At 32.7% G+C, this 14583-nt stretch carries 3 protein-coding genes; all 3 read left to right on the top strand.

Features of this window, described 5'->3' with window-relative positions:
• Positions 1 to 5057: 5057 nt before the first annotated feature.
• The 3 genes from NZD89_RS30245 (at position 5058) to NZD89_RS30030 (ending at position 11641) form a co-directional block, all read left to right on the top strand.
• On the top strand, positions 5058 to 5303 hold the full coding sequence (locus NZD89_RS30245; RefSeq protein ID WP_499710095.1) for a hypothetical protein: 246 nt from the start codon (positions 5058 to 5060) through the stop codon (positions 5301 to 5303).
• A gap of 5794 nt (positions 5304 to 11097) precedes the next feature.
• Positions 11098 to 11268 carry a hypothetical protein gene (locus NZD89_RS30035; RefSeq protein ID WP_268008903.1) on the top strand — a complete coding sequence of 57 codons (171 nt, stop codon included), beginning with the start codon at positions 11098 to 11100 and terminating at the stop codon, positions 11266 to 11268.
• Positions 11269 to 11308: 40 nt separating this feature from the next.
• Positions 11309 to 11641, top strand: coding sequence for a reverse transcriptase domain-containing protein (locus NZD89_RS30030; RefSeq protein WP_268008901.1), 333 nt, complete (start codon positions 11309 to 11311; stop codon positions 11639 to 11641).
• The last annotated feature ends 2942 nt before the right edge of the window (positions 11642 to 14583 follow it).

Here is a 14583-nt window from a genome sequence, read left to right as displayed (position 1 = left end):
GTAAGGGAAACATCCTATGCAATCATGGTTGGTTTGTGATTGTCTGAACCCCTAGCCAGGGTGCGCATGATCCAGAAAAGAGTTTTTCACTTCGGAAAAGTTCGAAGTGTCATCTCAATCACACTACACTAAATCTTGGCATAGCTATTGAGTTCTATGAGTTTAATCATTCCATGACTCTCACTCAATCAGAATGTTAGTCAATAAAAGGATTATAACACATGGTAATCAAAAGGCCAAATAGGTTTACAATAAGTATTGACTTTTATTGCCATTAGGATCGTCTTAAATCTACGCTAGAGGACACTCAAGATCTTTCACGGTGCTTTAGGGAGATAGAGAGGTTCTCATAATAGATCGAAATGTTCAATTAGTATTAAAAAGTTGATGTGTCTTGATTGTTACATGGTTGTGAACCTAGATGGTTACACACATATTAAGCAACGCATTGGATTAGTAATCCATCATTGTTAATGTGTTTTCTTATCATTAAGGAGTTAATAATGATGGATATTGTTAAAAGTTAACAAAATGATCAATGAACTGTTAAGAGTTAACAGTGGGAGGCCATTAAGAGTTAACGGGAGGTCTTGGTTTCAATAAGAGTTGGTGGAAGAGATATTAAGAGTTAATGATGGGTCTTGATGCAATAAACCAGAAATTGCAATAGAAGACATATAGGAGTTGACTGTTTCTTTAAGATGGTCGACCTTTTTCCTCAAGTGGGCTAAAAATGATCGACTAGTCCTTGCAATGGTCAATTGCCTTGTAAGTGACATTTCACCCTTGTGCTTCCGTCTTCTGTCGTTTTCGATAACAAAGCATTTAATGCTCTGTTGCTTCTTTAATTATTCTTTTTGCAGAGCATTAAATGAGAGGAGATGGGCATGAGATTAAAAAAAGAGAAGGCAAGCAATCGGCCGTACGCTTCTTCTTCTCATTTCTCTCATATGTTTTTTCTTCTTCTTGCTCCAAAAGCCATATGCCATCTCATCCTTGCTTCCTTGTTCTTCTTGTTAATCATTGGTTGTTAAACGACTAGCTTTCATCCGAAAGAACAACCCCATAGCCTTGGTTCACCTTCGTTGAGATAGGCTAGCACACATCCATTAAAGGGATTTGGTATGACTTAGGCATGGATTGACTTGGTCCCTTGCATTTGTGAGGGCGAACTAGTCATCCAAGTAAGCAGGTTTCAGGAGCTGTCCACGACGATTCATGGGAGCTTCGTAAGAGGTCGAAAGCTATGGGCCAAAGGTGTATTAGACGATTGACAACTTCTTCATCCCTTAAGGTATATGATACTTAACCCTATATGGTTGGATGTTTTAGATATGCATATGGTTGCTTCATACTAAGTCTTGCAAAGGTTTTCTATTTTGCTTCCTCTATCTGTATGTTACGTTTTTTAAAATGTTTTGAAAACCAATTTCACCCCTTGCATGATCCACCAAGTGTTGGCATATTCTATCATATACACTTAAGAAAAGAATGGTGCTCTTATATGCTTGGTAAGGGGTGTTCATTTGGTTTTGATCAAGTTTAGATTGGACTGGATTAGAATCAAAATTGACAAAAAAATTCCAACCTAATAAGGTCATGACTAGTCCAATTAACATACAACAATATATTGATTTACGTACAAATTGTGGTTGCATACATATACTAGTATATGTACTGTTATATTTATTTGGTCTTTCATCCAAAACTAGGACCGGACCAAAGATTAATTTTTAAAATTTTTTGAGTCAGAGACCGAATCAAATTTACTTGGTTTTGGACCAGATTAGATCTTTTGATTTGGTCAAGTTTGATCTTTCAATTTGGACTGAAATTTGAATACCCCTAATGCTTAGTTATCTTTCAATTAACAAACAAAGCCTATAACCCTATTTTATAATAACATGAAAAATATGTTGACATATCTTGACAGTTAGGATTAAATATGAGTCGAGTGAATTTGTGAAATATTTGCAACTAAACTCACAATAAGTTAGGTTTTATAAATGAAATGAGTTAAAAAGATGAGTTAAAAGGTATAAATCATTTAATAAATGAGTCATACTTCAGTCGTTATGTATTGTTCCTTTGGTTTTCTTTATGAGCCAACTTAATTGAATTATAAATATATATTAATAGTATCATTTTATATTTTATTAATATCTTAATAGTTATGAATGAATATAATTATACTATATAGTATATTATTGTAATACCGCTTGAACATGACTAATGTCATGAGAATTATTTGTTAAAGATGATTCACAATAGCCTTGCAGCCGACAACTAATATCTTCTTTATCTTTGATTGATTGAAAATTCATTCTTTCCTATTTTTTCTTTTCCTAATTTATTCCTATAATTTGAGATCTAATTGATTGATCCCCTTGATTAAGGATTTGAATCCTTTATTTATGAATCAATTCCTTTGATTTAGGCTATGTACTCTTTCTCAGAAATAGCAACCCATTTTATATAAATATAGAAAAAGATTTACATATAAAATATAGGAAAGTTATTCAAGTTTTCTCACATGGTATCAAAGCCACCGGCTTCTGGGACAATTAGTTAGAGAAATCATTTTTTTCTCGAGATTTCCAACCTTCGTCGCTAGTAGTCCTGTTTGTCAGCCTTCATTGCTACTTGTTGATAACTAATTTCTTTTTCTTCTATCCTTTATCGTTGGTTATTAGTTATGTCCACCATTGTTGCTGCCTTAGATTTGTTCTTTTCCTTTTCTCAACCTCTATTACTCTCACTCCTCACACCCTAGAGATATCGAACTCTTTTCCACAAACTATGACTGAACCTATAGCATCGCACTTTGATGCTTCATCCAATCAATCCTCAATTGGAGAACAAAAAAGAACTCTTCCTACCATTTGGAAGGGAAGAACTATCTCCAATGGTCATAGATAGTGAGGACATTCCTAAGAGGACGAGGAAAGATTGGCCATCTTATCAAAAGTGGACTAAGCCAAGATGATTCAAAATTCAAAGATTGGTATGTTTTTTAATATAATGTCCTAGATTTGGAACTCTATGTAGCAATAAATAAGCAAACATTACATGTTCCTTCCTACAATAAGGAGATTGGGGACACTGTTTAGAGGATATACTCGAAGATGGAAGAAGCAACAACCTTATATGAGATTAAGACTAAAATCTCAAGTATGAGACAAAACAATTTTTCAATTGTTGATTATTTCAATGTGATAAATGGTCTATGGCTGGATTTAGAACACTATCAAAATTTGAAAACAAAATGCAATGAGGATGCCAAGATCCTCCTATAAGTCATGGAAAGAGATAATTTTTTTCAATTTTTAGCCAAATTAAATGTAGAATTTGATAAAGTTCGAGTCTAGATTTTGGGAAGGGAGAAGTTACCTTCCTTAAGTTAAGTGTACTCTATAATAAGAGGAGATGAGACTAGAAAGGTTGTTATGTTGGAATCCCATCCAGCTTTTGGGTTAGCTATGATTTCTAGCAAACTTAATGATGGTTGAAGACAAGGATGGGGTGAAAAGAATGATGAAGAACAACAAGAAACCACCAAATCTGACAAAGATGCACTTTGGTGCTCTCATTGTAAGTAGTCCAGACATACTCGAGAGACATGTTTCAAACTACATGGTAAGGAGAAAGTCCTGAACATAATTAAAAATCAAAGGAGTAAAGCAAACAATGCTATAAAGAAGAAGGTAGCCAAGATGTGTTTCAAACTACATGGTAAAGAGAAAGTCCTGAACATAATTAAAAATCAAAGGGATAAAGCAAACAATGCTATAAAGAAGAAGGTAGCCAAGATGTCATTGACTTCAAAGGGTTCAATAAGGAGGAGATGGAAAAGTTAAGAGGACTTCTTGACACTCCCTTATCTAATTCTTATTTACTTACTCAATCAGGTAAATGCCTAACGTCTGCTACTTTCAGTGTTAATTCTTGGATCATTGACTCATAAGAAATTGGCCATATGACCTACAACTCAAAAATCCTTAACTCTTATCAACCTAGTTTAGAAAAGAGAAAAATAACTATTGTTAATGGTAAAACTATTGAAATTATAGGATTTGATCATACCCATTAGACACCTACAATTTTCCTTGAGAATGTTTTAGGTGTTCCTAATCTCTCCACAAATCTGATATCTATTTATTAATGGACTAAGTCCTTAAACTACCTAGCCATTTTTTATTCTACTTATTACATATTTCAGGAATAGGACATGGGGAGGATGATTGGATATGCTGAAGAGAAGGATGGACTATACCACCTCAAGAAGACACGTGGTGTTCAACTCTCACTTAGCTATAATTCTCAAGGTTCCAATAATAGTTATGTGCCTTCTAATGTTTCAAAAGTCTAGCTAGAGCATTGTAAGCTCTGCCATCCACTTTTTGTCTTGCTTAAACAAATGTTCCCCCATTTTTCTTAAGAATGTTGGTATTGAGTCCCTTTATTGTGATTCATGTGAGTATGCTAAATATCATAGGGTTTCATTTCTAGTCAACAATAAATTGGTTTCTCTACCATTTTCCTTGGTTCACACTAATATATTGGGTCCTGCTAAAATTCCAAATGTCAACAATTCTCGTTGGTTTATTTCCTTTGTTACTGATCACACTAAAACTACTTGGTTCTATTTATAAAAGAAAAGTCAAAGGTAGGGATTACCTTTCGATCTTTTCACAAAATGATTTATACTCAGTTTGGTGTCTTCTTTAAACATATTCAATCAAATAATGGAGAATAATACTTTAATCATTTTGTCAATACCTTCTTTCAAAATGAAAGAATTATTCATGAATCATCTTATGTAGATACCCCACAACAGAATAGGATTGCAGAGAAAAAAAAATTGACACCTCCTCAATGTTACTCACATCCCTTCTATTCCAAATGAATGTACCAAAATATTTTTGGGGGAGGCTATTCTTACAACCACTTTTATCATTAACAGACTTCCTTCTAACCTTCTGGGGAACAAAACTAAACTTTAACTTCTCTTCGAAGCCTATCAAAATGTTGTCCCTTGCACTATTCTAGAACCTAGAGTGTTTGGATGTGTTGCTTTTGTTCACATATCCTCAAAACATAGGAGTAAAATAGATCCAAGAGCTTTAAGGTGTGTCTTTCTAGGTTATTTTCCCTCTCAAAAGGGGTACGAGTGTTACCATCCTTCTTCGAAAAGGACGTTTGTCTCTATGATATCACTTTTCATGAAGTTGATCTTTTTTTCTCCATTTGTTTCTCATCATCAGGGGAGATTCACTCTAAAGATGATGACAATTTTCCAATAGAGTTAATTCCTCCATCTAGTGGATCAGTTGGATAAACCAATCTAGAACCAAGCCACACTGACTGCGATTCTCTATTAGATCTTAATGAGAAGTAGCAAAGATTCAAGAGTCCATTACATGTTTACTTAAGCAAAATGAAATCTAATTATGTTAGGTTTGTGTAATAGAATGACCACATATCCAAAAGGGGGCGAATTGGGTGTTTCTAATTTTTCAAAAGATTTTAAAGTTTTAAAGAGAAATATGAAAGCAATGAGTTAATTGAAAAAAGATAGATATCAAAGTATGAAATTGACACAAGAATTTAGAGTGGTTCGGTTCAACTTAGCCTATATCCACCACTCTAGCACCCCACTAGATATTTTCAAATCCACTATAAAATCTTAGGTTACAAACCATAACCTTTTACACTAACTAACAAATCTTGCTAGTTCTTCTAGCACAACCCGCTAGGAAATATGGAGTACAATAAAGATAATGAGAGCAACCACTCTCTAAGACAACAAGTTAATACGAGGCTTTGAAGAAATCTTTTCAATGAAGAAAAACAATTTTAACTAAAAATGAGAGTAAAAATGAAGCATAAGAAAACTTGTGAATGTGTAATATGAAACCTGAAAGCCCAATAGTCAATCTTTCTACTCAAGCTTCAAAATATTCTTCTATATATAGGTTTTGTCATCTCTTCTTGAAGATGTAGTCGTTAGAGACAAAAGGATTGAGAAATCCAACCTATAGAGATTACGTACAATTAGATATTGGACTTTTTGCGACAGAACTAGTTGATTGATTTGAGTAATTGGTAAACTTCTTTTCAAAACTTTAAAATGGTCGGTTGATATTTTATAAAAATTGATCGATAGTTCCTATAACTTTTGATTGGAAATAATGCACTAACAATCGACAACAAGTAACCAAGAGCATGCAAAACAAACAGTCGACAGTTTATAAAAATCGGTCAAAAGATTTTTGTTGAGTCATTTGTTATGCTTTAATTTGATGAAAAGATGTTTGTGGATGATGATGAACAAAACAATGTATTAAGAGATATAAGATGATAGAAGAAATAATCCAGTAATCTTGATAATTAATAGAGTATATCAATTCTTTAATTGAGTACAAGTCCATGCTGCTCGAATAATATATTGTTAATCATTCAAGTAAGAAAGTTTGTTCTTTCAATCGAGTATAAAGTTCTATATAATAGAATAAATTTTTGAAATTCAATCTTTTAATCGAGTAAAAATTTTGTATACTCGAATAATGATCTCATTGAAATAAGCCCTAAAGCCAAATCAAATAAGTCCTATCATCTTAATCAAGTAAATATTTTTTGTAATCAAGTAAGCTAAATTTGTTTAAAAGATAATCGATTAGAAGTTATAATATATTCGACTAAGCATAAATTATACTAGACTAAACATAGTTTATACTCGAGTAGATGATGCAAGTTTCTAGCAGAGCAAAATTAATCGAGTACTTAAAATTTATAATCGAGTAATCATGTAAATGTACTTGAGTAAATTTAATTTATAATTGAGTATATATGTAACACCCCTCCCCTGAACATCCTCAACGCCTAGAGAGCCTCGGGTAGGGAGCGTCATACAGGAGAGTAGAAACCTAAATATTCACATCATAGTATGCATGAGAGAAACTAAAACAAATCTTAGACTTTACATAGCATTCATCATTATACAAACCAAAACATGCATGGAGACTTCATCACTTTACAAATACACATTCACAAAATAATACATTTACTTCGGGAGGAAAATCCTAAGATACTAGTCTCCCAAAACACTCCCAAGACCTTTGTTGAGGGCACCCCAGCACACATGGTACTACCCAACCATCTTACTTGGACCAGCATCTGCTACGTCCTTGTCCTTACCTGGAATGGTGAGGAATACAAGAGTGAGCCAAAAGGATCAACAAGTAATAAGCATAAAAGAATGATAAAGTTAACAACAGGACATAGGTTTCGAAATATACAATGTTGTTTTGCTATGTTTTAGAATTCAAGCTATGTAGGTTTTAACTCATTTTGAAACTAAAGGGAAACCATAAAATTATTTTCCAAATGATTTGAATTTTATACCTATTCGAAGTCTATCAAGTCTAGTTTATAACACTTCAAATGGTTTATCAATCGGATATCTGCATAAAAAGTTATGGTAAAAACCGTACAAGGTGCGCAAGCTCGTAAATAGACATGTTTCGAAACTTACATAACATGTTTCGAAACTTGGTAAACAAAATGTTATATTTTGAAACCTACAAGACATGTTTCGAAATATATGACCTTATTTTAGCTATTTCGAAACATTTAACTTAAGTTTTGAAATGCCAAGCCAATACACTATCACACACACACCCAATGCAAGTTATGCCATGCAACATGCACATTAAAGCTTGTAACACATACACGGCCTCTCGGCCCACATAATAAGCATAATACATACCGGGCTCATGACTGAAACTTGCATCCACAGAAACTGTAATAACTGTGGGGACCATTGGTCCTTGGGTATAGCTAAATACTTATACATATATAAACTTTCGCCCATGGTCATCACCAATGGACGCACTCCATGGTCGTCACTGAAAGAGTGTAAACCCAGTCCAGCTAATGCCTACTGGTTTTGGGGGATATCCCGGCAGAGATTCTCCGCACCACGCGCTATAATGCTCATGCAATGCAACAATTTTAGTGGCCACATTCAAATGCTCGTGCAATAGATAAAATATATGCTCCATGCTCACTCATGTATGAAAATGTGGTAAGCTCATACAAATCATGTCCATGATGCACAATTACCACTCTTTCCAAATCATGTCATGCCAAAGCTTAGCATTCATAAAATTAAAGACATCTACATACCATCATCATTGTCGTGCTTTCTTTAAAACTTTATTAGAACTTTGGGCATTTATAATTCTAAAGATATGCACCCTAACATTGATTCAACACATTTTTGATCATTTGGGACCTACCATGACAAGAATACACAAACACAAGGCATGGGAGAAGACCAATTCTCTACCATGCTTAATTTCAAGAACACACCATTCCTTAGGAATTGTGAGAGAATACAAACCCCACTTAAGCTCATAACAACATGCACAAAACTTAGAAGCCCTCAAATTCAAGAATTTACCCCAATATAAAACCAAAACCCTACTTCACCCAAAACTTGATTTCTCTTCCCCAAAACCACTACCAACACAAAAACACCATACTTTACAACCTTTACACACTTTCAATCTCTCACTTCAAGGCTTCAAATTAGGGAATTTAACCATAACTTGAAAACCCCCAAATCTAACCCCAAGAGAGAATTTAAATGACCATAAAGAAGATATGGGAAGAGGAACTTGCCTTTACTAGCTTCCTTAGTTGATGATTGGATGACTTGAAACCTTTGGAAGATGAGATTTGGCTTGAAAATTAAAAACGGAATTTTGAAGATGGAGAAGGAAGAGACCCACGAGAAAGCTTCACATTTTGCTTCCCTTTTTTTCTCTCCAATTTTCAGATTTATGTGTTTATATACTTCCCCCAATTTCCTTTTAACTTCCACCACACAATTTGCTCACACCTCTCTTAACCATGCATGCTTTATACCTAAACTACACTTAACTTAGCTTCTAGAAGGTCTTCTCTTCTCTTAAAATTGCTACCCGTGAATGCTTAATTTCAATCCCTCCCTTAATTGAATTTTGACTTTTCCAAAGCCACATAGACATTTGCCTTTGACTTTTCAACATTTCATCTATTATACATTACTAATACTTCCAGATTCGTATATTTTCTTGACGTTTCTCACCTCCTATCACTTGGACAATTTACGTTATCTACAGGATACAAGTTTAGCGAGGATTCTACATACCCGGCATGTCTGCAGTCGGTTTTTGATTTTTCTCGAGTGACCGTCACCTGTCTTCGGCTCCTGGCAACAAATAGTTTAAACTATTTAAACCAAACAAATTCTAAAACATCAAAAATACCTTAAAACGGGGCATTACAATATATCTTCCAAAAATTTGTTAAATCTCAGGTACTTTGATGTAATCGAATACTTGGATTTGTAATAGAGTAAAAAATTAGCTATACTCGATTAAATAGAGCTTTCCAATCAAGTAAACTTTTCAGTTTTCTATCTTAAAATTTTAATCGAGTGTAAGCAATCTGTAATTGAGTAAACCAGAAAAATAGTCGAATACAAAACTTTTATACTCAAGTAAACATTCAACTTAGTTGATTAAATGACAATTTATAATCGAGTAATATTTTTTAGATTTTGAAATTTATAGCCATTACAAAGCACTAAATGCACCCAGTCTTTACTTTTCAGAACATTAAATGTTGATAGATACTTTTCAAACAATTTGTTCCTAATTGATTTGTGAGATGTTGTAGGGACAAAAAAATGGTAGTTAAGACACAACGAACATTCCTCTATTCAAGACATTTTAGTAGAATATTAAAGATTAGACACTATATAAAGGGTTGAAGTCTAAAGAAAAATAAGCTAATGAGAAACTGACCTAACCAAGTTCTAAAGCTTTTAAAGTGTGCTTCATTGCTTGTGATCTTTCAAAAGAAAATAAAAGATAGATTGTGCATCCCATTCTTATTTTCATATCTCTTTGTACACCTTAGGGAAGTGTCTGTCTTCTTCTATCATTTAAAACCTTCTCTTGTATCCTTTATCATCAATTTATTGTGAAGTTGTAAAGGTTAAGCCTGATCCTTGTAAAAGGCATTGGCTATAGTTGAGCTAGTTGTAAGAGCCATTTGTTGTAAAGGTTTGTAGTTGAGCCTATGCTAAATCTACCTAATAGTGAGATTAGATTGACTAAATCCTTGGTTGAGAGCTAAGATAGTGGAGTAGGCAAGTTGTCAAACCACTCTAAATTTCCTGTGTTGCATTCTTTCATTTTTTGCTTTCTTTCAGTTTTTAATTGTTTGATTTCTTAAAAGAGTGAAAGCTTAAATCAGCCCCCTCTTAAGCTAACTTGGTTTTACAATTCTAGTTTGAAGATTATATAACAATTAAAATGTAAAAATCAATTGACAGTCTTAAATATATGATCAACAGTTTTGACAAGAGACTGTGACATTTGACTTTAAAATGAATGTTTCGAAACTCTTTTATTAAGGTTTTGTGAAAACAATGATCATGAAAACATCATTAAAATTAATGCAACTCAACTCAAAATTAGGTTTAATCATCTTAACCAAATCCTATGTCTCAAATAAATCACTTTCCCATTAATAATACTTCACATGATCTTGATCTCCCTATTTCCCTTAGAAAATGATATCGGAGCTATACACATCATTCAATTTCCCACTTTATTTCTTATGATAAACTATCTTCTCAATATAAAGTCTTTCTTACTACCCTCAATTCTATTGATGTTCCCACAAATATACAAAAATCTTTAAAAGACAGAAATTGGGTTCAAGCCACGAAAGAGGAGATGAAAGCACTTGAGAAGAATGGGACATGGAACATTGTCACAAGACTAAAGGGAGTTCTTTTGGTATTTTGCAAATGGGATTATACCTCTAAAGCATATAGCTCTCTAAAAAGGTATAAAGCAAGGCTATGGCTAAGGGATATACTCAAAGATATGGGTTGACTATCTAGAAACCTTTGCACCTAGGGCAAAGATAAATTTTGTTCGAGTCTTATTATCTTTGGCTACAGTTTTTGGTTAAAGCCTACAACAAATTGATGTTAAAAATGTATTACTACATAGAGACCCAAAGGAGATAGTGTATATGGAGTTATCACCAGGATTTGCATATAATATTGGAGACAATAAAGTATGTTGCCTTAAAAAGGCCCTCTATAGTTTAAAACAGCCCTCAAGCGCATGGTTTGAGAGATTTACACAAGCCATGACAAAGATAGAGTATTCCAAAGCAAAGGAGACCACTCCCTATTTATAAAACACTCATCCAAAGGTAAATTACTACACTTCTAATCTATGTGGATGACATTATTATAATAGAGAATGATATAGCTGAAAGAAGATGTCTTCAAGAAACATTAGCTAAGAAATTTGAAATCATGAACCTTGGAAGGTTAAAATATTTTCTTGAGATTGAAGTAGCCTACTCCAAGGAAGGTATTTTCTTATCTTTACAAAAGTATTTGCTGGATCTTTTCAAAGAAATTGGTATTTTAGGTGGTAACACTACAAAAAAATGGATTTTTTGCGACGATTTTTTTGCGACAGTTTTGAAACAGCCGCAAAATATGTTTTTTACGGCGGTTTATCCAACATTTTGCAATGATTTTGAAAAATCGCCGCAAAATTAATTAATTAAAATTATAAAATTAAATTTAGCTACGTTTTTTTAAAATCGTTGCAAAATTCAATAATAAAAAAGTAAAAAATTAAATTTAGTGGCGGTTGAATTCATTAATAAAAAAGTTCAAAAAAATTAAATTTAGTGGCAGTTTTAAACAACCGCAAAAAAATTTGGTAATAAAAATATAAAAAATTAAATTTAGTGGCGGTTTTGTCAAAATCGCCGCAAAATTCATTAATAAAAAAATTTAAAAAAATTAAATTTAGCAGCGATTTTGTCAAAATCGTCGTAAATTTTAATAATAAAAAAATCAAAAATTAAATTTCAAACAAAAATTAATAATTTAAAAAAAATAAAATAAATTTTACAAAATAATCTAAATTTTTTTATTTTTAATCAATTAATTTATTTAATTTCATTCAATTAAATTAAATAATTTATTATTTTAAATTAATTAATCAGTTAATTTATTTAATTTAATTTAATTAATTAGTTTAAAACATTTTATGTTCAATTAATTAATTTAATATGTTAACTCTTTTTTAGATATTTTGAGAGTTCAATTAATTAATTTAATTCAATTCAATTAAAAATAAAATTATTTTTTATTTTATTTTATTTGGGGCCAAGTGTAATTTCAAAAACTTGAGTTTGTGGGTCCAAAGTGAATTCTGAAAAATAGTGGTTCGATTGCTTTATAATTAATATGCGTGAGTGTATTACATGGTGGCTTTGCAGATCAGGTGACTTTACGCGCATACGCGCGTATGGGAGGTCATGGGATCAAAACTCGGGGAATGCATGGCAAAGGTTCGCGGCAGTGGCAACATGCGGGTGCCCAGGGGCGAGGCCTGACACGCGCAAGTACCCAAGGGCGAGGCTTGACGTGCACACGCGTTTGGCCTAAATGCTGGAAACACAGCGGTTTCAAAATCGTCACAAAAAATTAACGAAACCGCCGTTAAATTATTTTTTGATAATAAAATTTAATATTTAATTTAATATTAAATTCAATTAATTTTAGCGGCGGTTTTAAAACTGGCGCTAAATTTAAAAAACCGGTGCTAAAAATATCATTTAGCGGTGGTTATACTAGCAGTTGCTAAAAATCGCCGCTAAATGCTGCGCGACGGCCGTATTAGCGGCGGTTTTGAAAACCACATCTAAATCACTTTGGGTTGGTTAAAAACCATCACTAAAAATTAATTTTTTTGTAGTGTAAGGCTGCAAGTACCCCTATTGAACAAAATCACAGGTTGATTGAACTGCATGATGACAGTAAAATTGACAAAGGTATCAATAGCTAGTTGATAAATTGACCTATCTCTCTCATACAAGGTTGAATATAGCTTTTGCAGTTGGTGTTGTTAGTCAATTTATGCATAATCCAAGACTAGAATAGGGGTATCAAAAAATATCCAAAAACCGGTGAACCGAACCAAACTGAACCGAACCTTGCCTTTTCGATTGGTTCTATGGTTCAACAATTAGGTTCTGGTTCTAAAAATTGAGAACCGATATATTTGGTTTGGTTATTGGTTTTCTTTTCAAACCGTGGTTCGAACCGAATCGGAACCAATATTATACTTGTATATATATTATAAATTTTTGGGTATATATATGCATATATGTATAAATATATTATTACTAACAATTTTAATCTGGTAGTTTTTATTTATTTCTTTTTTGTTGTTGGTTATTGTTATTCATGAACTCTTTTATTTATAGACTTTTATGCGCTATTGTTATACTAAATGGTCGATGTAATCTCATTTGATGAGGTAGTCTATGAATTATTTTGTTTTACTTTTACTTCAAGATTTGAAGTATTAATGAAGTTATGGGTTTATTTTAATTAACAAATTTGTTTGTACTTTCATATTTTGCAAAAATGTTTAGAAACTAAATGTTAATTGGATAGAACTGAAACCGAATCGAAACCAGTTCGATGCGACAGATTGGTCATGGTTTGGTTTTATATATGTAATGGTTCGGTTACGATTTTTATTTTTTCGGAACTGTTAAAAATGGTTTGGTTACTGGATTCTTATAGAACCGGACCAATCCGAACCGTTGACACCCTTAAACTAGAATGCATGGAAGTTATTCATAGAATCCTCTATTATCTGAAATCTACTCTAGAGAGAGGTATCCTATTTCTACCTAATCAAGATCTATCTCTAACAACGTATATGGATGTTGACTATACAGGCTCTTTATCTGACAGAAGGTCTACGTCAAGCTACTGCACTTTCCTAAGGAATAATTTGGTTACATGAAGTTAAAAATAGAATATGGTGGCAAGATCAAGTGTAGAAGTATAATTCAAGGCAAACCCTTGGTATTTGTAAGTTAATGTGGCTTAAGATCATTGTAGATGATTTTGGTGTTTGGAGGAATCAGAACATAAAGTTTTACTGTGATAATATGTTAGCCTTAAATATTACACATAATCATGTGCAATATGATTGAGCCAAGCAGGTGGAGACTGACACACTTCATTAAGGAAAAGATAAAAGTAGGACTTATAAGCCTATCTTATGTATCTTTTGAAGAACAAATTGTAGATATTTTGACGAAGGGACTTCTTCCAATTAGATTTCAGAACCTGAGCAGCAAGTTGGGAATGATAGATAATCATTCCTTAGCTTGAAGAGGAGTGTTAAATATTATTTAGGACAACCTTATAGCTGCCAGCCAATATCTTCTCTATCTTTGATTGATTGGAAATTAATTTTCTATTTTTCTTTTCCTAATTTATTCCTATAATTTGGGATCTAATTGATCGATCCCCTTGATTAAGGATCTAAATCCTTTATTTAGGAATCAATTCCTTTGATTTAGGACATGCACTTTTTCTTAGAAAGTGCAACCTGTTGTATATAATTATAGGAAAAAATATAGATATGTAATATACCAATATTATTCAGGTTTTCTCACATTAGTCAT

It is taken from the genome of Alicyclobacillus fastidiosus, from assembly GCF_026651875.1.
In the GTDB taxonomy this organism is placed as follows: domain Bacteria; phylum Bacillota; class Bacilli; order Alicyclobacillales; family Alicyclobacillaceae; genus Alicyclobacillus; species Alicyclobacillus fastidiosus.
Note: the sequence above shows the minus strand (reverse complement) of the source record. Positions and strands in the feature narration are given on the sequence as shown.